This is a genomic window from Cellulosimicrobium sp. BMG9.23 (genome assembly GCF_059159985.1).
Genome location: NZ_JBZGBZ010000005.1, coordinates 386,946 through 410,032, shown reverse-complemented (window position 1 = coordinate 410,032; position 23,087 = coordinate 386,946). Strand labels below are relative to the sequence as shown.

17 protein-coding genes are annotated in these 23,087 nt (G+C 69.9%); 6 read left to right on the top strand and 11 right to left on the bottom strand.

Annotation, left to right across the window (positions count from 1 at the left end; translation table 11 throughout):
• Positions 1 to 20 precede the first annotated feature (20 nt).
• Both AC4H2G_RS10600 and AC4H2G_RS10595 read right to left on the bottom strand, forming a co-directional pair.
• On the bottom strand, positions 21 to 1,280 hold the full coding sequence (locus AC4H2G_RS10600) for an McrC family protein (RefSeq protein ID WP_494365718.1): 1,260 nt from the start codon (positions 1,278 to 1,280) through the stop codon (positions 21 to 23).
• Positions 1,264 to 3,645: an McrB family protein gene (locus AC4H2G_RS10595; RefSeq protein ID WP_494365717.1), complete on the bottom strand. Its 2,382-nt coding sequence runs from the start codon at positions 3,643 to 3,645 to the stop codon at positions 1,264 to 1,266. The genes AC4H2G_RS10600 and AC4H2G_RS10595 overlap by 17 nt, the downstream gene beginning before the upstream one ends.
• A gap of 127 nt (positions 3,646 to 3,772) precedes the next feature.
• Between AC4H2G_RS10595 and AC4H2G_RS10590 the strand changes: the two genes are divergently transcribed.
• The 4 genes from AC4H2G_RS10590 (at position 3,773) to AC4H2G_RS10575 (ending at position 6,416) form a co-directional block, all read left to right on the top strand.
• A complete protein-coding gene (locus AC4H2G_RS10590) occupies positions 3,773 to 4,162 on the top strand; it encodes a hypothetical protein (protein ID WP_494365716.1) in 390 nt (129 codons plus the stop codon).
• Positions 4,163 to 4,215: 53 nt separating this feature from the next.
• On the top strand, positions 4,216 to 5,304 hold the full coding sequence (locus AC4H2G_RS10585; RefSeq protein ID WP_494365715.1) for a hypothetical protein: 1,089 nt from the start codon (positions 4,216 to 4,218) through the stop codon (positions 5,302 to 5,304).
• A 137-nt stretch (positions 5,305 to 5,441) separates the two neighbouring features.
• A complete protein-coding gene (locus AC4H2G_RS10580; protein WP_494365714.1) occupies positions 5,442 to 5,882 on the top strand; it encodes a hypothetical protein in 441 nt (146 codons plus the stop codon).
• Between the two features lie 231 nt (positions 5,883 to 6,113).
• On the top strand, positions 6,114 to 6,416 hold the full coding sequence (locus AC4H2G_RS10575) for a helix-turn-helix domain-containing protein (protein WP_494365713.1): 303 nt from the start codon (positions 6,114 to 6,116) through the stop codon (positions 6,414 to 6,416).
• Positions 6,417 to 6,507: 91 nt separating this feature from the next.
• Here AC4H2G_RS10575 and AC4H2G_RS10570 read toward each other — a convergent pair whose 3' ends face one another.
• Genes AC4H2G_RS10570 through AC4H2G_RS10560 form a run of 3 tightly spaced genes read right to left on the bottom strand, consistent with a single transcriptional unit; the run spans position 6,508 to position 15,730 of the window.
• Positions 6,508 to 6,882 carry a hypothetical protein gene (locus tag AC4H2G_RS10570; protein ID WP_494365712.1) on the bottom strand — a complete coding sequence of 125 codons (375 nt, stop codon included), beginning with the start codon at positions 6,880 to 6,882 and terminating at the stop codon, positions 6,508 to 6,510.
• A 41-nt stretch (positions 6,883 to 6,923) separates the two neighbouring features.
• A complete protein-coding gene (locus AC4H2G_RS10565) occupies positions 6,924 to 9,212 on the bottom strand; it encodes a 3'-5' exonuclease (protein WP_494365711.1) in 2,289 nt (762 codons plus the stop codon).
• Between the two features lie 17 nt (positions 9,213 to 9,229).
• Entirely contained in the window at positions 9,230 to 15,730 is a 6,501-nt protein-coding gene (locus AC4H2G_RS10560; protein WP_494365710.1) for a DEAD/DEAH box helicase, read from the bottom strand.
• Between the two features lie 158 nt (positions 15,731 to 15,888).
• Here AC4H2G_RS10560 and AC4H2G_RS10555 point away from each other — a divergent pair, with 158 nt between their 5' ends.
• Complete coding sequence (locus AC4H2G_RS10555) at positions 15,889 to 16,653, top strand: hypothetical protein (RefSeq protein ID WP_494365709.1); 765 nt, start codon at positions 15,889 to 15,891, stop codon at positions 16,651 to 16,653.
• 79 nt (positions 16,654 to 16,732) lie between these two features.
• Positions 16,733 to 17,365 carry a ribonuclease D gene (locus AC4H2G_RS10550; protein WP_494365708.1) on the top strand — a complete coding sequence of 211 codons (633 nt, stop codon included), beginning with the start codon at positions 16,733 to 16,735 and terminating at the stop codon, positions 17,363 to 17,365.
• Positions 17,366 to 17,368: 3 nt separating this feature from the next.
• On the opposite strand, the gene AC4H2G_RS10545 is transcribed toward AC4H2G_RS10550, so the two are convergent.
• The 6 genes from AC4H2G_RS10545 to AC4H2G_RS10520 form a co-directional block, all read right to left on the bottom strand.
• Positions 17,369 to 18,124, bottom strand: coding sequence for an HIRAN domain-containing protein (locus AC4H2G_RS10545; protein WP_494365707.1), 756 nt, complete (start codon positions 18,122 to 18,124; stop codon positions 17,369 to 17,371).
• 43 nt (positions 18,125 to 18,167) lie between these two features.
• Positions 18,168 to 19,109, bottom strand: a complete 942-nt coding sequence (locus tag AC4H2G_RS10540; RefSeq protein WP_494365706.1) for a HipA domain-containing protein — start codon at positions 19,107 to 19,109, stop codon at positions 18,168 to 18,170.
• A 111-nt stretch (positions 19,110 to 19,220) separates the two neighbouring features.
• The gene (locus AC4H2G_RS10535; protein WP_494365705.1) at positions 19,221 to 19,640 is read right to left on the bottom strand and encodes a hypothetical protein; all 420 of its coding nucleotides are present in this window, start codon (positions 19,638 to 19,640) and stop codon (positions 19,221 to 19,223) included.
• A gap of 15 nt (positions 19,641 to 19,655) precedes the next feature.
• Positions 19,656 to 21,506, bottom strand: coding sequence for a DUF262 domain-containing protein (locus tag AC4H2G_RS10530; protein WP_494365704.1), 1,851 nt, complete (start codon positions 21,504 to 21,506; stop codon positions 19,656 to 19,658).
• Positions 21,507 to 21,598: 92 nt separating this feature from the next.
• Positions 21,599 to 22,663, bottom strand: a complete 1,065-nt coding sequence (locus AC4H2G_RS10525; RefSeq protein ID WP_494365703.1) for a DUF2510 domain-containing protein — start codon at positions 22,661 to 22,663, stop codon at positions 21,599 to 21,601.
• A gap of 66 nt (positions 22,664 to 22,729) precedes the next feature.
• A complete protein-coding gene (locus AC4H2G_RS10520; protein ID WP_494365702.1) occupies positions 22,730 to 23,080 on the bottom strand; it encodes a TM2 domain-containing protein in 351 nt (116 codons plus the stop codon).
• Positions 23,081 to 23,087 lie beyond the last annotated feature (7 nt).

Here is a 23,087-nt window from a genome sequence, read left to right as displayed (position 1 = left end):
GACCGGCGTCCATCGCGACCCTATGGGGCGAGAACACGGGCGCCACCGGTCGAGCGCGATCTGTCTGGGTGAAGTTGGCGTTCGTGCGCAGCCGTTTGAGCGATACGGTCCGCGAGGGTTTCGACTTGTTCCAGGATCTGCTCCAGCGGCACAGAGAGATCGAAGGCATGGAGGTGGATCCGCGGGCCGCTGCGGACGACCTGCACCGGAGCGGGAGAGGACCCATCGAGGTTCGCGTAGACGAGGTGTCCGTCGGGCAGGCCGAGAGCCGTGCAGTAGGCGAGCAGCTGATACGTGTTGTCGCCGTGCGTGTCCCGAGGCCCGACTGTCTGGTACTTGGCGTCGATCACGGCGACCGGAGCACCGCCGACGTCCCAGACGAGGTCCGGTCGGAGCGAGACGCGTCGTCCTGTATCGAGCCACCACCGGGTGTCCTGTGGACGGGCGACGCCGCCTCTGAACTCGAGTCGCTTGCCGAGCTCACGAGCGAGAAAGTCCTCGAAAACGCGCGGCATGTCGAGCGTGAGCGACCGGGCGGGCGCGCCGCCGGCCGCGACGTCGACGCCGACTCCGTCGAGCACCAGTCGTGCCAGCTCGACGACCGGGCGATAGCGCTCGTTCATCCGCGTCCAGTGGACCTGAGGTGGGCTGGCGATCGACGCTCCCGCAGTCACCGCTTGAAGTGTCATGAGGATGCGGTGCAGTCCGCGCTGTACCGGGCCGTCCGCGAGGCCCAGCCTCTGGAGCGCCGATGCGGCGGCCTTCACGACGCGGTTCTCCAGCACGTCCTCGTCGTGCTCCTGATAGTTGACTGCGAGCGGGAGGTTTCGGCCGGGACGTCGCCGGATCTGCTCCGCCAGGTCGATACGGCCGCGCACGGTCATCAGCTCGTCGTGCTGCTCTCGATAGCCGCGGAGAACTCCCTCGCTCAGGGTGCGCTCGGCGGTGAGCACGAAGAGCCGGGCCAGGGCGAGATGGACGTCGTCGCGCGCGTCCGCGGGTGCTTCGTCGTCCGTCCAGGGAGTGGCGGATGCGCCCGCGAGCGTCAGGACGTTGGCGACCGGGATGCGTGGACGCACGGCGACGATGGCTTCGTCCGTCCGAGCGACGCCGACGATCCCGCTCGGACGGACGCGCCATATCTGCCGGTCTCCCGTGACGCGCGCGGGTGAGATCTCGGCCTTGAAGACATCGCGAAGCAATCTGAGTTCGGCGATGTCGCACTCGACCTCGGTGGGCGTCCACTCGTTGAGGTGGAGGACCTCAGACGTCGTCGGCATCGTCGAGGCTCTGGGACGTCACGGACGAAGGGCGAAGTGCCTCGAGAGAGAGCAGCTCGAGAACGTCGCGGCGACCGTACAGGTGCTCGCGGAGCGTCGGCAGCACGTCGTAGGTCCAGATGCGTTCGACCAGCGCGTCGTCGAGGTCGTCGCGGAGGAAGTGACTCGGACCGATGGACGCCAACGGGTCGTCGAGGAGTGTGTTCGCCCGGTCGACGACCTCCGCCACCCACCGAAGCTGTGGATGCCTGGCGGCCAGGAACTCCGGAAGGACGCGTGACACGGGTCCGGTCGTCGGATCGAAGTCGACGAAGGAGAAGCGACGGCGCAGCGCGGTGTCGAGGAGCGCGATCGACCGATCCGCGCTGTTCATGGTCCCGAGGACCAGCAGGTTCTTGGGCAGCGAGAACGGCTCGTTCGAGTACATCAATCGGACACTGTGGTCACGGTACTCGAGCAGGAAGTAGAGCTCGCCGAACACTCGGGCGACGTTCCCACGGTTGAGCTCGTCGATGAGCAGCACGTAGGTGTGGTCGGGATCGGCGCTCGCCCGCTCGGCGATCGCGCGCAGGGGACCTGGGCGCAGCGTGAAGCCGCCCTGCTCCGTCGGGCGATACCCCTCGACGAAGTCTTCGTACGAGTACGAGGGGTGCAGCTGGACGAGGCCTACCCGGTCGTCGGCGCCAGCAAGCCATGCTGCGAGCCGACGGGCGACGAACGTCTTGCCCGTGCCCGGGTTGCCCGTGAGGATGACCTGGCGCCGGTCCTCGATCAGCGCACGGATGTCGTCCACAAACGAGGGCTCCAGATAGAGCTCGGTCGCGAGCTCCTCGATGGAGACGTCACGCAGTGCCTCGGGGGTTTCGTCCGGTGTGGCGTCGTCGGGCTGGCGCTGGCCACCCGGCGGGTCGACCTTCCTCCCGGCGCGCCACTGCTCGACGGCGGCGCGCTCGGTGGGGGACCACGACTCCGACGCCTCGCTCGTCATCGCGGTCCAGAGGAGGCCCTGTGCGTCGAGCGCGTCATCGAGGTCGATTCCGTGCCGTCTTGCCATCTCAGCGACGAGGGCAAGGAGGGCCAAGAAGCTGTCGTACACCTCGCTGTCGGGAGCGCTCGGCGCCGGCGCGCGGAAGCCGATGATGCGCGTGAAGGCGGCCACGTAGCGCGACCGCCAGACCGGCGCATCCGTCGGCTCCACCGCCATGCGCAGGAAGGAGGAGACGCTGAGCCTCGACCCACGCTGGACGAGGACGTCGGCCGGAAGCGATTCAGCGAAGCCGTTCAGTGCGGCGTCCCTGTCCGCGGCCCAGAGGCGCAACAGGGCGACGGCGGTGGTGTCCGGATCTACCTCCGCCCAGCCGAGCAGCTCCTCGTAGGCGCGGTAGTTCACGAGGTTCGTCCCGCGCACGCTCTTCCTGAGCAGCGGAAGCCACTCACCGCGTTCCGATACTGCATGCTGGACGTCTCGCAGGTGGTCGACCGTCTCGAGCTTGTATGCGCGTTCCGCCGTGTCGAGGTCGACCCGGTCGGTGAACCATCGGAACCATCGACCCGCGCGCTCCCAGGCCTCGGTGGGTGCCGACCACTGCCACAGCCACGGTGCGCGCCACAGGTCGACGAACGTCTCGGCGTCGTCGTTCTCTCTCGCGAGGGCTCGAAAGACCGAGGCGAGCCGCCGGGGCTCGGTCGAGCCCGTCGCCACCTCGCTCCAGCGCGCGACCATCGCGGCCCGTGCGTCGCGGCTGATGACGGGCGGGAAGTCGTCCGGGAATAGCAGGTGCTGGAGCGCGAGCTTCTGGATCTGCCCGCCCTCGGCGTCGTCGATCGGTTCGAGCAGCGAGACGAAGGCGTCGGGGTCTCGGAGCACGCGGGTGCGTTCGTCGAGCGGCAGACGTTTGAGTGCGACAAACGTCTCGATCAGGGTTGCGAAGAGCTTCCATCGATAGGTGCCATAGGCGGTGCCCGGGCGGACAAGGCCCGCGTCGAGTGCTGAAGCGAGGTCTCGCGGGGTCGCGTGCGTGCCTTCCCGGAGCGCGAGCACGGTATCGATGACCTCTCGCTTCTTCGCCCCGCTGACGGCGTCGGCGCGCGCGATGAGCAGGTGCACGTAGAGGAGTTCCGCGGCGAGCTGTACTGCCCCCGTCGGCGTGGTCGCCAGCTGCGTCCCGAGCTTTGTGAGAAAGCTGCCCTTGCCAGTGTCCGGACTCACAACGAAGTCGCGTACCAAGGCCTCACCGTCCGCCAGCGTCGAGCCGGGACCGTTCGAGAACAGCGAGCGATCTTCCAGGAGGGAGACGTCTCGCCAGCGGGCGACCGCCGCGTAGATCGGCTGGGCGGTCGGGTAGGGGATGCGGGTGGCTGACATGGATCTCCTCGTCGGCGAGTGGCCTTGCCACCGTATCGAGGGACCCCTGCGTCGTAGGCCGACGAGGGGGGTGAAAGTCCACGCGCACCTCTTGCGCATGTGCAGTTACTGCACGTAGTGTCTCGGCATGACCTCGAACCCGGCGCGACAGCCCCGCCCTCGCCTCGACGCCGTCCGTGCGGCGCTCGACGAGGCGACGAAGGCCGCGCCGGGAGAAGCGGTCGAGCCGCTCGCCCGGGCGCGCGGGTTCCTCGACGCCGCGCTCGACGAGGCGATGGCCGAGTCGCTGCTCGCCGGGGCGTCGATGCGGTCCGTCGCGGAGGAGGCGGGCGTCGCGCCCAACACCGTGCCGCCACGGCTCGGACGGACTGAGTCGCTCGGCGGCTACTCCGGCCCCGACGGGCGCGTCTCGGCCGAGGGAGTCACCCGGGCCCGCTACGACCGGGAGCGCGGCACCCCGCCGCCGGCCGCGCCGTCGTCCACGGAACCGTTGCGGTTCCGCCGACGCCGCAGCTGAGCCTGCACCACTCTTCAGGACCCTAGACCAGCAGCACGACGAAGGGAACCGCCATGCCTGACAACGCCCTCACCCACCTCGCGATGCTGCTCGACCGGTCCGGTTCGATGCAGGCGATCAAGGCGGCCACCGAGCAGGGCTTCGACCTGTTCCTCTCCGAGCAGCGCGAGGCGCCTGGCCGCTGCACGGTCACGCTCGCGCAGTTCGACAACGAGTACGAGGAGGTCTACACCGACCTCGACATCCGGCAGGTCCCGCCGCTCGACCTGCGTCCGCGCGGTATGACGGCGCTGCTCGACTCGATCGGCAGGCTCGTCCAGACGACCGCGCTGCGCATCGCGCAGCTGCCGGAGGAGCAGCGCCCGGGCGCGGTGATCGTCGGCATCATGACCGACGGCATGGAGAACGCGTCGAAGGAGTTCACGCACGCCGCGATCAAGGCGCACATCACCGAGCGCGAGGAGACGTTCGGCTGGACGTTCCTCTACATGGGCGCGAACCAGGACGCGATCGAGGTCGGTGCGTCGATCGGCGTGAAGCGCGAGCGGTCGCTGACGTACGAGATGGGCAACGTCGACCACGCCTACACCGCGACGTCGCGCGCGCTCCATGACCTGCGGTCGGCCGTCGCAGCCGGCGCCGCGCCCGCAGCGGCGCGCGACCGGCACGCCGTGTACTCCGAGGCCGAGCGGCGCAGTGCCGCTGCGCCCGGTGGCGGGCGGCGCGCCGCGCGCCCCACGGCTCGTCCCGAGGCGCGTCCGGCGGCCCGGCCTGCCGGTGACGGCACCCAGGCGGCGCCGTTCTCCGAGGCCGAGCTGCTCGCGCACCTGCGGTCCGTCGTGGCGTCCAGGTCGGAGTCGCTCGCGGACGCGAAGACCTACGGTGGCCGAGCGGTGGTGTGGGCGAACGTCCACGGCGTCCCGGTGTTCCTCAACGCGGACACCCCGCGGGTCGCCCTCCAGCAGCTGGTCGACGCGGCGGGGGACGGAACGCTCACGTGGACCGCCATCGCCAGCAGGACCGGCAAGGTCAACAAGGTGACCTTCCGGCGTGACGGGTCCGCGGTCCCGGGCTTCTACTGCTACACGAGCGAGGTGCAGCCAGCGGCAGGTCCGCTGGGCGGTGTTCCTGCCGCACGCTGAGTGCCCGACGACGCGTGGCGGGTCGCGGAGCGCGGCCGCCACGCGCCGTCGACCGGGGCTCCCGCTGTCCGACGCTCACCCCACCCCGGCCCGCCCCACCTGTCGGCCGAGCTCACCGTCTCTCTCGGAGGTCCGCAATGAGCAGCCCGTCCCAGCACCGCGACTCCGGCGACCTCGAGCGGGCGATCGCGCAGGATCGACCCGGCCCTGAGCGTTCGACGTTCGCGACGTTCGACGAGGCCATGGAGGACTTCGGCATGCCGGTGGAGAACCGGACGCGGTTGCGCGAGATCGCCGCGGGCCTCGAGTACACCCAGGTCTGGATCCCGCCGGCGAGGTCGTACGTCGCCGTCGGGTCTGTCGGGAAGCCCGCCGCTGCCTACTTCGGCGTCGGCTACGTCTCGATCCGACGAGGGCCGAACGACTACGAGTTCGTCGAGTTGCCGAACTTCCGCAGCGGCCCCCGCGGAGCCGGTGCGCCGGACGCGGCGCGCCGGTTGGACGAGCGGTCCTTCGGCGCCTGCCCGCGCTGCTTCACGCAGCTCCCCGCGACCGGCAGGTGCGACGAGTGCGACTGACGAGCCGCCGCGAGACACCCGCGGCACTCGCGGCGCGGAGGCGCGCCCGCATCACGCCGCACGGCTGGACGTGGGAGTCCATCGCACTGCGCACGATGCGGAGGCGTGGTTCGAGGACCTCGTCGCCGCCATTGAGTGCGCGCGCTGACGTCGATATCGACGTCGCGGCTCTCGACTTCGATAGTGAAGTCATCTAGGTTGACTTCGCTATCGACGTCATCGGAGGTGGGCATGGCGGTCCGGATCGAGATCACGAGTCCTGAGCTGCTGGGCTTCGCCCTGCAGCAGGGGCGCCTCGTCCGGGGGGCGAGCCAGCGACAGCTGGCCGACCAGCTCGGCATCGGGCAGAAGTGGGTCTGGGAGATGGAGAACGGCAAGCCCGGTCTCCTCATGGAGCGGCTCTTCGCCATGCTCGACGCGACGGGCGTGCGGCTTTGGGCCGAGATCGACGACTCGGTGCTCGACGGTGTCGGCGCGACGGGTGGCGCCGCGGGCGGCGCTGCGGCAGGTGACGAGGAACGCCGCGATGGGTGACCTGCGCGTCGAGCTGTACGGGCGGGTCGTCGGCCATCTCGTGGGGACGAGCTCGCGAACGTTCGACTTCAGGACCGACCGAGAGCGATTTTCACTCCTGGGTCTTCGACTCCCCGGTCTCGGTTGATGGGGACCATCCCCACTCGACGGTCGTGACGCCCCTCCGGAGGTTGTCGAGGGCGTTGAACTCCCCGTACTCCGGGAGGACTGGTAGTGCCTCGCCGAGATCGAAGGCGATCCTCGGGCGGGGCCCTCCGTTCGTCTCGTAGGTCTCGTCGGTCGTGTAGGCATCGAGGACTCGCCACGACGCGACGGCGACCCCTCGGGCCACCGCGACAAGCGTGTCGCACTCCTGTGCCTTGGCGAGGCTCAGCGGCCACGCGCGACGGGCGGCCTCCGCCACCTGGGCGAGGGTCATCGAGGACGAGAACGATTGGTTGACCGAGACGAACGCGATGCGACCCATGTGGATCTCCTTGTGCTGTGGATGCGGGTGCTGGCGGGTTCCTAGACCGACGATGCGGACTGGAGCGGTGCGGGAAGCAGGTCGCTGCGCCGGCCGTTCCACAGGACCGCGAGCTCGTCGCGTGCGCGCGTCGCCGCGACGTAGAGCAGCGACCTCTCGCGCAGCTCGCCATCGACCCGATCGGCCTCGGGGAGCGACGAGAGCCCCGATCCCCAGCCTCCTTCGTCCGACGAGACGCCGAACAGCACGACGCGCTTGAACTCCATGCCCTTGGAACGGTGCATCGTCATGACGAGCACGCTGCCCGATCCCGTCGCGGCGTCGTCCTGGATGAACTTCGCCTTGACCCCACGCTCGCTCAGCGCGTGGACGACCTTGTCGCCGATGTGGTTGGCGCGGACCAGCACGCCGATCGTCTCGGGAGGGTCGCCTCCGTCGCGCCAGCCGCGGACGAGCTCGGCGGCCTGTTCGTACTCGTCGAGGAGCGAGCTGGCCTTCACCTCACGCGGCACGGGCCCGGACCGCGCGGAGCGGTAGCCGGTGGCCGCGGCGTCCTCGGCCTCCATGTCGATCCACTCCTCGCCCGCGAGCACTCCGACGGCGTAGCGCAGCACCTGCGCCGTCGTGCGGTAGTTGAGCCTGAGGCGGCGTGACCGGCCCTTGATGTTGATGCCGTACCGGGAGAGCACGACCTTCTGCCCGTAGATGCGCTGCTGCGAGTCCTCGGCGAGGAAGAGGTCGTCCGGTCCCTGGGCGACGAGCGCACGCAGGAACACGAGACGGGCCGGGGCGAGGTCCTGGGCCTCGTCGACGAGCACATGGTCGGCGAGGCGCGGCTCGCCAGCCGCCGCCCGGGCGTCGAGGTGGGTGGCCGCGATCATGGTCTTTTCGTCCCAGTCGGTCGACCCCGCGGCGTCGGCGGATGCGCGGTAGGCCTCCACGACCTCCCACACGGCGACGCGCTGCAGCCGGTTCAGAGCCACGCCCCTCCCGGGCCGGCGGACGCGCAGGTACTCGTCCCGCGTCGTGATCCGGTTCGGGACGACGACGGTCGAGTACTCCGCGATGAAGAACGCCTGGCTCCGCAGCTCGGGTGCGAGGCCGGGACCAGCGGCCGAGATCGCGGCGTCCCATCGCGCGGCCGTCGTGAGATCGAGGACGTACGGCGAGCGTGGCCCGAGCACGGCGGCGACCGTCTCTCCCCAGGCGGCAGAGGCCACGTGGACGTCCTCGGCCTTCGCGAGCACGCGTCGCGAGAGCGCGTCGACGCCGGCCACGTACACGCCGGGGTCGCCGAGGTTTTTCGCGATCGGCAGGGTCGGGTCGAGGAGCTTCAGCGTCTCCTGCAGCGAGGAGGCGAGAGTCCGGTTGTACGTCGTGAGGACGACGCGCGCCGCGGGATTGGTGCGCGCGAGGTGCCGCGCACGGTGGAGCAGCACGACCGTCTTGCCGGTGCCGGCGCCCCCCGAGAGCCGGAACGAGCCGGTCCGTGCCTTGAAGGCGTAGTCGCGCTGCTCCGGGTGGAGGAACACGCGCCAGCGGCCGAAGTTGTCGTCCTCGATCGCGGCGCGCAGCGCGGCGTCGTCCTCGATGAAAGCGAAGTCCATCTGCGCCGCGGGCTGCTTGAGCGCGTCGAGCAGCTGCTCGTCGCTCTGAGGGTCGGGCTCGACGGCAGGGACGGTCAGCCCGAGCTTCTCCTTGACCGTCGCGAGTCCGGCGCCGGTCGACAGGTCGAGCAGCGCGTCACCCTGCCACGTCGCGGGGGCGCGCTCGGCGACGGCGAGCATCGCGTCCTCGGTCTCGGCCGTCGCGGCGGAGTTCGCGATCTCGACGTCGATGCCGAGGTCGACGAGGTCGGCGACGGTGATCCCCTGCGTCTGCAGCAGGGGGTACGTCGTGTGGTCGACGTCGTCCGGCTTGGGTCGCGGCTTCTCGACGACCGGCTTCTCGACGACCGGCTTCTCGACGACCGGCTTCTCCACCGCGGGCTCGACGACCGACGCAGCCTCGACCAGCTCGGCGATGCCGTTGCGGGGGTTGATCCGCACGACGGCGGTCTTGGCCCGGCTGATCGCCTCGTCGTGCGGGTAGGTGCCGAGGTACACGTAGTGCGCCTCGGCGGCCTGCCCCTGGATCTTGACGAGCAGGGCGCGCCAGAAGTCGTTGACCCGACCGGTGCGGATGCGCGAGTCTGCGGAGCCGTTGATCGGCTCGATGTGCAGGCCCGATGTGGCGTCGTTCTCCTGGAGCTTCTCGAGGAACGCGTACGCGGCCTTGCGCACGGCGCCGTCGAGCTTGCCGAACGACGGTCCGAGGATGATCTGCGGCATCGGGGATGATCTCCGGTTCAGGCGGTCAGGGCCGCGCGGAGCGCGGCAGCTTCAGGTTCGACGACGACCCAACCGGCGGCGTGGAGGGTGCGGATCGTCTCGTGGTCCAGGTCGTCGACGTGCACGGTCACCTTACGGTCTGGCCAAGACAATGAGAGAGGCACGCCGTCACCCACCTCGTCCCCGATCGTCGGTGCCTCGAGTCCCGATGCCGCGAGGTCGAGGAGCTCGACCAGCAGATCGTGCTCGGCCTCCGTGGCGAGCCGTGCCACAGCACGCCAGTCGGGGTACGTGTCGAGCCGCTCACGGAGCTCGGCCTCGACACGGCTGGACTCCTCGGCCTCGGCCAGGGAGGGCTGGGCGGCCGGCTCGGCGCCCGTGAGCATCGACCGCGTCACGATCCGCAGCGGCAGCTCCTCGCGGAAGTTCAGCAGGTTGGCGAGGCGCAGCCACTCCCGCCACGAGGTCTTCTCGTCGTGGCCGAGAGCGTCGACCGCGTCGTCGAGGACGACGGCGATCTCGAACGACTCGCCGACGAAAGACCGGACGCCGATCGCCACCGTTCCCTGAGACCACACGCCGCCGAACTTGGTCCCGGGCGGGAGACCTGCACCGTCGAGCACGTCGAGCGTGACCTGGTCCATGCCGATCTCGGCGGAGATCGCGCCGCCGTTCAACGACGGCGCGACGAGCAGAGGCAGCCACCGGGCGAGCTGTGCTCGGCCGCCGCGGTCCGGACGCTGGACCCAGTCCAGCAAGAGGTCCAGCGCGGGACGGGTCACGAGAGCGACGGTCGCCGGCGACAGCGAGTCCTTGGCCTCGCTCAGCACGGCCGCGGTCGCCTGGGGGTGCAGCCACGGTACGTCCGTCGTCGACGAGTGCTGGCGGTCGAGGTCCTCCCACGTGAAGGCGAGCACCTGGTACCCGAGGCCGCGCAGTGCCTGTCGCTTGGTGGCGTCGTCGGCGAGCCGGTTGACGGCGGGGGAGGCGTGGAACTGCCAGCCGTCGGTGTAGATCGCGGTCGGCGGGACGTCCGGGCGGTCGCTGCGCAGCACGAAGTCAGGCTTGGTCCCCGCCTGCGCGACGAGGACCTGCGGCTCGAGCCGCCAGTGCGCGCCACCGGGCATGGTGATGGACCACGTGTTGCCGTTCGGACCGGGCTTCTCGGTGATGGTCGAGCCCATCTTCTCCAGGCGCTCGCGCAGCACCTTGCGGAAGAGCAGCTCGATATGGGTTTCGGGGTCCGCCACGTCCGGCTCGTCCACGGTGACCGTCCACGGGCTCGCGGCCGGGACCTCGTCGTCGGCACCGACCTGCGACCGGCCGAGCAGGATCGACCGGAGGTGGCGCGCCGCGGAGGCCCGTGAGACGTGCTCCACCTGGTGCAGTGCGGCATGGGGGAGCAGACAGCGCTCGCAGGCGAGCTTCCCGTCGTGCTGGCAGGAGCACTCCTCGAGGTGCTGCCAGGCGTCACGCAGCATGGCCCAGACAGCCTCGTGGTCGGCGAGCTCGGCGAGGTAGCCGGTGCCGCCGCGGACGACGTCGTGGAGCAGCAGGGCCTCGGCGGGGCTGTCGGCGGCGGGGCTGGGGTCGACGACGTCCGTGACCTCTAGGTGGTCCGGGTCGCCGCCGATCCGGATGCGCAGCGCGAGCAGCAGCGCGGCGCGCAGCGAGGGGATCGAGAAGTCGTCGCCGATGGTCACCGACTCGGGCAGCCGCAGGACGAGGCCCTCGGTGGTCAGCGACCGCGCGAGCGCGACGGTGCGGACCTTCTCGTTGCTGGCCTTGCGCAGCGGGCACCACGGGCGGTGCTCGGAGGCGCGGTTCGCTCCGGTGGAGGTGTCGAGCTTGCCGCACTGCTCGCACACGCGGAAGAGGGCGACGTCGTGCGGCTGCCCGGCGAGCTCGACGGTGGCGCCCTGCGCGGAGGCCTTGCCGAGGTTGAGCCAGCGGATGGTCATCTGCCGCTGGTAGCGGGCGCCGAACCCGTAGTCCTCGACGAACCACTGGCGTGTGACGGCGGTCGGGTCGACGTCGGCGAGCGTGCGGATGGTGAAGCGCTCGCGCTCGCGCTCGTCGTGCCGGTCGTCGATGGTCGCCTCTTCGCGCCGGATGACGGACGAGACGCGCTTGAGCTCGACTACCTCGATCTGCTGCGCGATGTCGGCGATCCCGGGATCACCGCACCGCGGGCACGACGACGGCGCGCCGGTGCTTCCCGGCGCGGTGGAGTCTGTGACGTCCTGCGTGTAGCCGCACCGCGGGCAGCACGCCCAGGTACGGACGGCGTCGTCGTCCCGGCCGAGGTCGAGCGCGTCGATGGCGATGGCGTACCCGCGGGCGTAGAAGGTGGAGCCGGGCGCGAAGTCGCGCAGCGCCTGCGCCGAACCCCGGTTCAGCTCCATGTGCTCGGTGCGGTACTCCTGGGAGTCGGGGTCCACCCAGGACAGCGCGACCTCGAGCGACACGGAGTCGTCGAGGAGCGTGTAGTTGGGGAGCAGGCCGTGCTCCTCGAGCACGCCCACCCAGTGCTCGGTGGACGCCAGGGCCTTCTGGTACTGGGTGAGCTTGAGCGCGGCCTGCGCGGTGCGGAGAGCGCGCTCGTCGTCGCTCGTCGCGGCGGGCGACTCCGCCTTGATCCGCAGACCGTCGGCGGCGTTGATCGCCGTCTGGATCTCCTTCTCGCGGTACGCGAGGGTCTCCATGCGGGCTCGCCAGGCCTGGGACGCCGCGTGCGCACGTCCGGCCAGCTCGGAGGGGACGGTCTCGCCCGAGCTCGCGTCGACGGACGGCAGCGCCCATTCCCGCAGACTGTCCTTCACGGCGTCGGAGATCTCGGCGAACCCGCTCAGGAACCGGTCGAGCAGTGCAGGGCCCTCGGCCTCGGACAGGGCGACCAGCTCGCCGAGGAACGTGCCCGGGTCGCTGCTGCCGAGCGCGTCGGAGGCGGTGCGCGGGTGCGGCGCGTCGGGCCGTCGCGCGAGCTCGTCGGCGAGGGACGCGACGTACTGGCGGCGCAGGATCTCCTCGGCGTCGAGGTAGGTCGCCGGCGGGCGAACGGCGCCGTTGATGACGCTGCCAGGGTCGGCGAACCGCGGGAGCTGGTCGCCGCGTGCGGTGACGAACGCGAGCGCGAGCGCGTTGCCGGTGAAGCGCCCGGCGCGGCCGACGCGCTGCAGGTAGGACGCGACGGTGCGAGGCAGGGAGCTCAGCATGACGGCGGACAGCTCGCCGATGTCGATACCCATCTCCAGTGTGGGTGTCGCGACGAGGACGTTCGGCGCGTCGGGTTCGGGGTCGCTGGACTTGAACGCCGTCTCGTACGCCAGCCGGACCTCGTCCTCGAGCATGCTGGTGTGCTCGCGCGCGACGACGCGTGCCGGGTCGGAGTCCTCGTACATCCGGCGGTAGAAGTTGTCGGCGATCGTGTGCCGGCGCAGGCGCCCGGTGCATCGGGCGACGAGGCACGGCGCCCCGTCGAGCTGGTCGACGACGGTCGCCGTCGCGGGCACGGTCGAACCGCAGTCGCTGCACTCCAGGCACAGGGCTCCTGAGCCGAGCGTGTCCCTCGTGGCCGCCTGGACGGTGATGCTCCGCGGAGCGAGGTGGTACGTCGTGGCACCGGACGACGACAGGAGCGTGCCGACGAGGTCGAAGCGCGCGAGCTGCTTCATGAGCAGGCGCGCGAACGTCGCGGCCTCGGTCTTGTCGACGTGCAGGCACTTGTGCGTCCACGCCGCGTACCAGCCACGAGAGGAACCCACGGGCTCGAGGTCGTCGCCGGGCGCCTTCGCGCCGGCTCCGGTGGTGACGGCGCCCCCGACGCGCGGATAGCCCGGCGCGCTGGCGCCCTTGCCGAAGCCGGGCATGCCGTCGTGGCGTCGTCGGCCGCCGGTGATCCACCAGCGGTTGCCGTCCTCCTCGCGAAACTTCTTGAACCACTCGTGGTCGATCGCGCCGCGGGTGCGCATGTGCTCGAGCACGCCGCGCACCCAGGCCCGGAGGTCGGCGTCGGTGGGTGTGAACCCGTCGAGCACGCCCTGACGGTCGGCCTCGTCGAGGGGAGCGCGCGCAGCGGTGAGCAGCAGCTCGGGATCGGCTTCGACCTCGGCGACCACGGTGCCCGTCGCCTCGAGCGTGCGGCCGACGGCGGAGCGCAGCCCGTGCTCGAGCAGCACGTCGAGCAGCAGGCGGCGGCGCACGCGTCCTCGCACCGTGTGGTGGACCTTGGCCCAGGACGCGGCCTTCCAGAACGGTGCGAACTTCTCGCGGTCTGCGAGGTCCGGCGGGAGCAGCCGGTACCGCTTCTTCGCGTCGTCCCCGGCCTCGGCGATGACGCGGTCCACGAGGGTGTCGAGGTCGACGGGCTCGTCGCCGACGGCGTGGCGCAGCACGGCACGGAGGGTCAGCGCGTGCGAGCGGGACTGCACGAACCCGGCGCGGTGCGCGGCGTCCTGCACCGAGTCGGTGAAGACGAGCGCCTTCTTCTCCGCCGGGTCGAGCCCCGCGGTGCCGAACAGGCTGGACAACGACACCGACAGCAGCGTCGCGATGGCCGAGCCGAGGAACCGGATGCCGTCCTTCTGCCCGCACGACGGGCAGTCGTCGTCCTTCGAGGGCTTGGCACCGGCGTCGTCCATCGGGTGCGCGAGGACGGGGAGGGCACCCTGGTCGGCGTCCTCGCCGTCCGGCGGTGTGGAGACGAGGCGGCGCTGTCCGACGAGGAACCACCACAGGCCCTCGATCTTCTCGCCACCCTCGGCGCGCTCACCCTCGGCGGGGGCGTGGACGAGGGCGCGGAACCGCTCGTCCCCGCGCAGGTGACGGCCCCGGATGTCGTTGTCGTGCGTGTCCAGATCGGTCCCGGTCGGGGCGAGCGCGACGCCCCAGCCGGAGCGGCCGCAGTGCCGGCAGTACAGCGCGGGGAACGCACGTGACTCGTCGCCGGACTCGTCCTCGTCGGAGTCCTGCACGACGACACCGTCGTCCTGCCAGCGGAACTGGGCGACGCCCGCGGTGGTGCGGTTCAGGCGCGTCAGCTCGCGGGTCCACAGGTGCACGTCAACCGACAGTGCGCCCCGCCCTGTCTCCTTGCGCAGGTGCGACAGGGCGGAGAGCACCGCGGTGAGCGTCTGCTCGGCGCGGGCACGCCAGGCCGGGTCCGACGACGGTGGGATCACCTGGGCGGCGAGCTCGCCCAGGTCCACGGCGTGATCCGCGAGCCGGGCCAGGCCGCGGTGCCCCGAGACGAGAGGGAGCGCCTTCACGAGGGTCAGGAGGTCGTCGTTCGAGTCGCCCGACAGGTCGGGGCGGGGCCACGCGGGGTCGACGTAGCCGGCGTCGCCGGAGCCCTCGCGGTACAGGTGGGACAGCACCCTCCGGGTGAGGGCGTCGGGGTCGGTCGGGTCACCCTCGGTGAGGTCGGCGAGCAGGGCGCGTGCGACGACGTCGTCCACGTCGACCGGGTGCAGCCCGCGCGCCTCGGTCCGGGCCACCGCGTCGCCGACCCACTCGTCGAGCGACAGGCGCGACTCGGTCACCACGGACTCCGCGGGGAACTCCTCGCCGAACACCGTGCAGGCAAACTCCAGCATCGCCGTCGGGTCGCCCTTGTCGCCCAGCGTCGCGGACGTCGCGACGGGCGTGACGATCCCGAGCGGGCGGTCGACGTCGGCGTCGGTGAGTTCTGCGTCGGCCAATGCGTCGGGCTCGGTGGGCCAGTGGGACTTCAACGCGAGCCCCAACCGGCGGATGAGCATCGCGACGTCGGTACCCTGCGCGCCGTCATAGGTGTGGAACTCGTCGAGCACCAGGTACTGCAGGGAGCGGGCGCTCGCGGACCACAGCTTCGCGTCCGCGTGGCGGAGCAGCAGCTGGTCGAGCATCTTGTAGTTGGTCAGGAGGATGTCGGGCGGCGTGTCGCGGATGATCGCGCGGTCGGTGATCAGGCCGGCGGTGCTGACCTTCGAGCGAGTGCCACCCTGCTGACCGGTGTAGAGCGCGGCGGTAATGCCGCCGAGCTCGGAGTTCCTGGTGAGTAGTTCCGTGAGGCGCTTCGCCTGGTCGTTGGCCAGCGCGTTCATCGGGTAGAGGATGACCGCCTTGATACCGCCGAGGCCCGCGCGCTTGGCCCGCAGCACGTGGTCGAGGATCGGGTAGAGGAACGACTCCGTCTTGCCCGAACCAGTGCCCGTCGTGACCAGGGTGGGCTGCGGGCGGCGGAGACCGCCGTCCGGACCGAGCGACGACAGCCGCTGGAACGCCGCAGCCTGGTGCCCGTACGGCTGCGGGTACCCGCCGTACCAGTCGAGCGAGTCGCGCCAGCCGTCGTCCGCGGGGCGGAACGGGAGCCGCAGTCGCACGTACGGGCCGCGGAACAGGCCCGTCTGCGGCGAGCGCAGGAAGTCCTCGAGCGACGCCCGCGTGCTCGCGTCGGCCAGGGCGAACGTCGTGCCCAGATACTCCAGCAACGCAGCACGCAGTGACTCGGCCTGGGACACGGGGAGGAGCTCGCTCACGTGCGCATGATTTCAGACTTCTCTGGCAACCTCAGGCGGTATCTGACGTGGGCATCTGTTCTCGCCGGACTTCACCCGCCACGGCCTCGACTAGCGCGACGCCCACCGATACCGTGCAACTCGCTCGTGGGAATGTGTGCCGACGAAGGAGATCGACGATGGCGACTGAAGCCGAGGAGACCGTCCAGACCAATCCGGTCGCTCGTGCGCTCCTGGTGGGACTCGACAAGGCCGTGCAGGTCGGTCGTCCGGCGATCCTGGGCCACGTACGTGCCACGGTTCGTCGCAACCCAGAGGCGACCCCGGCTGAGGTGGTCCAGTCGCTCGGCGCGCAGTTCACCACGCTTGTCGCTGCGACGGGAGCGGCCGCCGGCGGCGGTGCGGCGGCCCCTGGGGTCGGCATTCCTGCTGGGCTCGCCTTGGCTGTGGCCGATGCCACCGCGTTCACGACGGCGGCAATGACCTACGTACTTGCGGTCGCCGAGGTGTACGACATCCCGACCGAGGACGTGGTACGCCGGCGTACTCTCCTTCTCGGTGTCATGCTCGGAGACTCCGCCACCCCCATCATCAAGGAAGCGGCCGGACGTACCGGAGCGCACTGGGGAAGGAAGGTGGTGCAGAGCGTCCCCGTCTCCGCGCTGCGGAAGGTCAACGGCGTGCTCGGGAAGAACTTCGTCACGAAGTACGGGACGAAGCAGGGGATTCTCGTCCTCGGCAAGACAGTGCCCTTCGGGATCGGTGCCATCATCGGAGCCGGTGGAAACGCGGCGTTCGCACAGTTCACCATCCGCTCGACCAAGAAGTCCTTCGGTCCTCCCCCGACCGAACTTCCTTCGTACCTGCGCTCCGGCACGGACGGCGATCACGATGAAGACGTGGTGGATGCTGGTGTGGTCGACGCCGAGATCGTCGGGGACTGAGTCAGCGCCTCATGGCAGAGATCGGTGACGGGTGGGGGCCAGCGGCTCCGACGTGGGTCGGCGACGTTAACCTCCAGGCATGGACCAGCCACAGCCTGTCCGGGTCGTGACTCGTGATCTCCCTGATCGCCTCCTTGAAGCGTATCGCCGTGCGGGGATGGTGGCATGGGACACCGAGACGTCCGGACTCCATCCGCTGAGCGATGAGCTGCAACTCTGCCAGCTTTCAGCCCGAGGTGTCGGGACCACGCTCGTCCAGATCGGGCACGAGCGGCCTGCGGGTCTGATCGCTCTGCTGGCCGATCCTGCGGTGCGCGTCGTCATGCACCATGCTCCGTTCGACCTCCTCTTCATGCGGGTGGCCTGGGAGGTGCGAGCGACCAACATCCGGTGCACGAAGATCGCCTCGAAGCTGGTTGCTCCTCAGAGCCCGCCGTCAGAGCACAGCCTGGCGGCCTTGAGCTCGCGGATGCTCGGTCGCTCGCTGACGAAGGGGGCTGTCAGGACAAGTGACTGGGGCGCGGCTGCACTGTCGGACGAGCAGATCCGGTATGCCGCCGCCGATGTCGACCATCTGCTCGACCTCTATGACGTGCTCGAGGGAAGGCTTGCCGAGGCGGGCGTCTCGGACCTCTACGACCAGTGCTGCGACTTCCTGCCCACAAGGACGGAGGTAGCCGCGCTCGGGATCAGCGACGTCTTCGCCTACTGACTGTCAACCCTCGGGAATGGTCCGCCATCGTGGGCCGGTGAAGAACTCGAACCCGTCGATGCCGGTGGCGGACAGCTTTGCGAGAACTCGCATGTGGGCGGGAGCGTCAGGGCCGTTGACCCGCTGAACCCGCACCGTGACGTCCGTCTGCCGGCGAAGCCGGTGAAGATCTTCGAGGAGTAGGTCGGGCACCCAGCCGACGACCTCTCCCGACGCGGTCACCAGGAGCGCGTTGGGGTTGTAGGAGTTCGTCGGCTCCGGTTCGAGCCGCAGCTCTTGCCCGGCAACCAGGGTCGTGAGCGTCCGCTCGACGTACGTGGGCTCGACTCGCTGCGCAATGCCGTCGCGGACGATCTCGTTCTCCGCGACGTGACGGGTGCCGTGGACGAGGAAGCTGCAACGGACGGTGCCGTCGATCACCTCCGGGACGGGGAAGAGCTGCAGGTGGTCGATCTCGCGTCGCCCGTGGGACCGCGCGATCTGCTCCCACGGCTCGTCGTCCTCTGGGGTGAGCCCGAGTTCGGAGACGTACCGCACGTAGTCAGGGCGACGAGGGCTCATTGCTCGCTGCGCGAACAGGTGGAAGAGCGTCTCGCTCGTGTACTGGCGGTCAAGGCCACGAAAGCCGAGCAGGGGACGAAAGCCCTCGATGTCTCGGACGCTCTCGAGGTAGGCGAAGCCGTAACCTGCGTCGTCGTGGGACAGCACGCCGATCGGCACGATGCGTCGCGACTGCTGGTCCTGCCACGCCACGATCATGCGTCGGTCGCCTACAGAGGAACGCTCGCGCCCACGATGTGCCTCAAGCGTTGCGGTCGCACTCACGCTGGATCCTCCTCGCGTTCTCGTCCAGTAGTCGGATGATGAACGTACTCGTCCCCTCTGACAGCCCGGGCGTTCTTTCCACCACGGTACGCGCGGTCGCCGCCGGGAGCGCGGAGGCGGTGTCCCGCCAGAACCGTAGTCCACCGTCTGAGCAGAGTGCGACGGCGTCGACGGCGAGCGTGACGAGGCTGGGGATCGAACTTGGCCCCGCGTTCTCGAACCGGGTGGCGTGCCCGCGTTCGGCGAACCGTTGGAGCAGAGGGCTGTCCGCCGCAAGTTCGCGACGCTGTTCGTCCGTGAGCCCGTAGCCGAGGGAGCTCGCGTGGTCGAAGGTCGGGCTGAGAAGGCGCCGGGCGTCGGCACCGGTCTCGGGCTCTAGCACTGCCCAGTTCTGTTCGTGCCGGTCGGCGTTGCCGATCCAGGCGTCGAGGATCAGGTAACCGACGAACACGTCGAACGCCGTCAGTTCGGGCGCTGTATCTGGCGGGGGATCGACGTCCGCGAGTGCAGCGCGGATGTTGGCGAGGGAGTGGCCGGGACGAGTCTTGCGTTCGGCGCCGACACGTTCCTCGTACGTCTTGAACCCGGGTGCACTGCAGTCGAGAAGCTGGTCGGCGCCGCTCCGGAGGGCGAAGCCAGGAGGGACAACACGTCGGGAGATCAACCCGTCGACCCCTTTCCTTGTCGCCGGTTCGACGTGCGCGTGGGGCAGTCCGAGCAGGCCGGCGAGATGCGAGGCGATCACCTCGGCCCAGTCCATGCCCATGCGGGTCCCGTTTTCGCGGAACCGCACCGGCTTGTACAGCCACCGGACGTCCTCCGGATCCGCGAGCCACCACTTCTCCTCAGCTCCTACCGGCTCTTCGGCGATGGCGCGCCAAGACGTCACGTCTATCCGTGCGAACGGGGCGAGGCTCACCCGGAGGAGGCTATGCGAAGCATCATCCGCACGCAGGTAGCCCCGTCGCGCGCCTCGTCGACCTCGTGAGAGAGCGCGGTGGCTGGTAGCCGCGTGAGGGCAAGTACTCGTTCACGAGTGCTTGCGCTCAGGCTCGCAGGGCAACGCTTGCAAGGTCTCGAGCCATGCGCGGGTGAAGCCGCGTCGGCGATCGACGCGGGGTCCCACGAACACACCGACAATCAGCGCGCCGACGACCAAGATCGCGCCCAGAAGGATGGCGATGGCGGGAACAAGGATTCCGGGGCCGGGCAACTGCAGGACGAGGGCCAGCAGCGCGACGAGCAATGCGACGAGGCTCGTCTGGCCCACCCCGAGCGCGGTACGTCCATGACCGGGAGTGTCGACCTCGAGGCGAAAGTGCAAGTACGCGAGCGTCTCGAGCCGCTCGTCGTCCGTGAGCTGTCGGAGCCGCGGTACGTCCGGTCCCGCTGGGAGCCTCGTGAGGTCGACTGCGGTCGAAGGACGCGGATCGCGGCCAATGGTCTTCATGGTGTGATCATCGGGTCAGAGATTCAGGTCCGCCTCGGCGAGGCCCTCGTCGATGCTGGTCGCGGCGACAGGGGCATCGGCAGGAGACGACGGCGCGTCGGCCGCTCGATCGACGCCGCTCGGGGCGGCAAGGCGTCGACGGATGAGCTCGGCAAGCACCGCCCGGCGAGCGTCCACGAACTCGCCGAATTCGGTGACTGACGTCGGTAACGGGGGCAGGGCGTTGCGCTCGAGGTAGTTGGCGAGCTGATGGCTGTCCGCGTACTGCGCGGCGGCCCACGAGGCTGGCACCTTGTCGGACTTCGAGATGTTCACCGTCCCTTCGAGGAGCTGAAGGTTGGGCAGGCGGTCGCGCGCGTCCTCGTACGACTCGATGGTCGTGGCGTCGAGACCGGCCGCTCGGAGCTTCGACCTGCTCAACAGCGCTGCGGGGAACACGTGGTCGACGTGATGAACGTTCCGGGTGTCGACGTGAGGGAACAGTGCCGCCAGGACCGCGAAGGTGCGGGTCCCGCCGTACGACAGGTCGAGCAGGTCGTCGATCTGGTCGGCACTCAGCGCGAGGGACTTGCCCAGCGCCGCCATGCGTCGTTCGATCTCGACCGCGGGGAAGCTGTCCGCGCCGTGATCCTTCAGCACTCGGCGCAAGTCACGGAGCAGGGAGTCGAGGCCCGACCCCCATACGCCGCGCATGACGAGAGACCGCAGGACCCACGAGCGAAGAGTGGCGCGGTCCGTGGACTCGCCCACAGATGTCCGGTACGACTGGCCCAACCCGCGCCGGTGCACGTAGTAGGCGACCGGGATCAGGACGCTGTCCGCGGCAAGCTGGCCTCCGGAGAGCCCGAAGTCGTGCAGAAGACCGGTAGCGAGGTGGAGTGACGCCGAGATCTGCTCCCACTCGATCTCGAGGGTGGCCATGTTGTCGGCCGTGAAGTTGCGGACCTTGAATCCGACGTCGGGGACGTCGGCGAGGACGAGCCCCGCCTTCAGGACGACGTCCTTGGTGAACCTGAACCCGTTCCCGGTGGCGTTGAGCCCGTCGACGAGATCGTTGACTGCCTCGCGCGCGTCGACGTTCTTCCACTGCGCCGTCGCGATCGACAGCAGCAGGTCGCTGTACGAGAGGACGGTCCCGCCGGAGTTGACACGGATGAAGATGTCGAGCACCCGCTCGATGTCCTGCTCCTCCTCCTGGTAGAAGTGCAGGTTCTGGTCGGAGTGCACGGCCGACCAGAGGCGACCGAGCATGTCGATGGCGGTCTCGTGGTTGCCGAGCTGCTGCTGCGCCAGGAGCTTCATGAGGCTGCTGACGTCTGGGGTCGTGAAGACCTTGGTCACCGGGAACCAGAAGCGGGCCTCGTCCTGTTCCATCGCCTCGATCTTGCCGTCCGTCAGGAACCGGAAGTCGTACCTCAGGCCGGCCTCGTTCTCCGCGGCCTCCTCTCGCACGTTGAGGTAGAGGCGCTGCTTGGGGTAGGCGGCGGGGTTGTTGTACCAGGCGCGGGGGAGCCGGTAGGCGTACGTGCCCCGGAGCCCGATGTTCAGCGACGTGAGCCGCTGCTGGCCGTCGAGGATCGCGGACGCTATGCGGTCCGGCTCGACGTCCAGGGCTGGGTTGTGCCTGTTGTCGAACTCGCTGTACTCCCGCATGAAGCCGTAGAAGCGGAACGTCTCGAGGGTGGGGCGTTCGATCTTCCACGAGAGGAAGCTGCCGATGGGGTACCCCCGGAGCAGCGAGTCGAACAACGCCACGATCTGCTTGGGTCGCCAGACGTACTCGCGCTGGATCGCCGGAAGGATCAGCTCCCCCTTCTGGATCCGGCGGAGCACGTCGGCGATCGTCGTCGGGGGGAGGTAGCCCATGGCGCGACGCTATCCGAGTGCGTAAACCTCGGCACCTCCGAGTGAACGGCTATCGCGTCAGGCCCATGGGGGATGCTGCACCCGTCTCGCCATCACCGGCCTCCGGCCCGAAGCCGGGGTGCGGGGACGTGGCTTCGGACTGCCGCCGCTCCCTGGATCACGGCACCGAGGCCGCCGAGAAGCCTGATCATCTCGGCGACTCCGAGGTCGCTGCGCAGGGCGGGGTTGGATTCGAGCAACAGCCTGATGCGGCGCGCGCCCTCCTCGGGCGTGAGCTGCCGGAGCTCTTGCTGCGCGGCCAGCACCGCCTGGTCCGCGTCGGCGATCTGCGCGTTCGTCAGCGTCCACCACAGCTGCTGCTCGATGGACGCAGCCGCAGCCCAGGCGCGGAAGTTCGCCTGCCACTCGGCGCCGGTCATCGCGATGCCTGGAGCCGGCTGGCCCGGCGGCAAGGCCCTCGGATGGGACGCAGTGGCAGTCTGCGGGGCCGGGGCGATACCGGCCCGCGGGGCTAGGTGGTTGGTCCAGGCCGCTCCGTCCCAGTAGCGCCTCTGCGCCCCGTTGGTCGCGGGGTCGGGATACCAGCCGGCAGGCGTCGCCGTGGCGTGGGCCGCCGGTGCGACGTGGTGGGTCCACTCGCGTCCGTCCCAGTAGCGCTGAAAGGCTGGGTTCGCCGGGTCGGGGTACCACGCGGCGGGGATCGCGGGCGCGGCGGTCTGGACCCGCGCGAAGTCGTCGGTCCAGCCCGCCCCGTCCCAGTAGCGCAGTCGGGTCGGATCAGCGGACATCCGGTACCACCCGGCCGGCGCCGAGCTCGCGGGAAGGGCGCGGTCACTCGCCACGGCCTCGGCCTCGCGCTTCCTCCTGACGTGCTGGACGGCCTTGACCCCGGCGACGCCGACGGCGATACCCGCCACGGCGACGAGCGCGAGAGGGACCAGACCCGAGATGCTCGGCTCGTCGTCGGCGTAGCTCTCGTCGTCGTGCTCGGAGATCTCGTCCCCGACCACGATGTTGGAGAGCGCGTTCGTCCCTCGGCCGCGGGCGAGAGGACTCTGCTTGCCTGGGTGGGTTCGGGACTCGGAGAAGTCCGCGTCGTCCTTGATGTAGACGGTTCGATTCTCGGCCCGGTATCCCGCGAGCGGATGGTCAGTCATCTGCTACCGCTTCCTTCGTGAGTTCGGTGCCGCGGTGATCGCGGGCGCGATAGCCATGGGCGCCGCTCATCGCAGCCCCAGTCGTCGCTCGATGTTGATGCGCCGGACCTGCGCCGGGAGCGTGAACAGGTCCACGAACCACCCGATCAGGAACCACGCGACGGTGAGGAGGTAGCCGACTCCTCGTGCGGTCTTGCCCAGGTAGAACCGGTGCGCGCCGAACCAGCCGAGGAAGAACCACCACAGGTACGCGACGGCGAGAGACTTCTCGGGCATGGCGTAGGCGGCAGGGGCGGTCGGCTGCGCGTACATCGCCGTGCCGGGGGCAGGCTGGAAGTTGACGCCGGTCCCGGGGACCGGAGGCGGCATCGACGACGGCGGGGGTGGCGGCGCGTAGCCCGGTGCCGGAGGCGGCATCGAGGAC

Bases quoted from the DNA above. Each gene is read 5' to 3' on its own strand.
- AC4H2G_RS10600 (WP_494365718.1), bottom strand. From the start codon at position 1,280: ATGCCGACGACGTCTGAGGTCCTCCACCTCAACGAGTGGACGCCCACC.
- AC4H2G_RS10595 (WP_494365717.1), bottom strand. From the start codon at position 3,645: ATGTCAGCCACCCGCATCCCCTACCCGACCGCCCAGCCGATCTACGCG.
- AC4H2G_RS10590 (WP_494365716.1), top strand. From the start codon at position 3,773: ATGACCTCGAACCCGGCGCGACAGCCCCGCCCTCGCCTCGACGCCGTC.
- AC4H2G_RS10585 (WP_494365715.1), top strand. From the start codon at position 4,216: ATGCCTGACAACGCCCTCACCCACCTCGCGATGCTGCTCGACCGGTCC.
- AC4H2G_RS10580 (WP_494365714.1), top strand. From the start codon at position 5,442: ATGAGCAGCCCGTCCCAGCACCGCGACTCCGGCGACCTCGAGCGGGCG.
- AC4H2G_RS10575 (WP_494365713.1), top strand. From the start codon at position 6,114: ATGGCGGTCCGGATCGAGATCACGAGTCCTGAGCTGCTGGGCTTCGCC.
- AC4H2G_RS10570 (WP_494365712.1), bottom strand. From the start codon at position 6,882: ATGGGTCGCATCGCGTTCGTCTCGGTCAACCAATCGTTCTCGTCCTCG.
- AC4H2G_RS10565 (WP_494365711.1), bottom strand. From the start codon at position 9,212: ATGCCGCAGATCATCCTCGGACCGTCGTTCGGCAAGCTCGACGGCGCC.
- AC4H2G_RS10555 (WP_494365709.1), top strand. From the start codon at position 15,889: ATGGCGACTGAAGCCGAGGAGACCGTCCAGACCAATCCGGTCGCTCGT.
- AC4H2G_RS10550 (WP_494365708.1), top strand. From the start codon at position 16,733: ATGGACCAGCCACAGCCTGTCCGGGTCGTGACTCGTGATCTCCCTGAT.
- AC4H2G_RS10545 (WP_494365707.1), bottom strand. From the start codon at position 18,124: ATGATCGTGGCGTGGCAGGACCAGCAGTCGCGACGCATCGTGCCGATC.
- AC4H2G_RS10535 (WP_494365705.1), bottom strand. From the start codon at position 19,640: ATGAAGACCATTGGCCGCGATCCGCGTCCTTCGACCGCAGTCGACCTC.
- AC4H2G_RS10530 (WP_494365704.1), bottom strand. From the start codon at position 21,506: ATGGGCTACCTCCCCCCGACGACGATCGCCGACGTGCTCCGCCGGATC.
- AC4H2G_RS10525 (WP_494365703.1), bottom strand. From the start codon at position 22,663: ATGACTGACCATCCGCTCGCGGGATACCGGGCCGAGAATCGAACCGTC.
- AC4H2G_RS10520 (WP_494365702.1), bottom strand. From the start codon at position 23,080: ATGCCGCCTCCGGCACCGGGCTACGCGCCGCCACCCCCGCCGTCGTCG.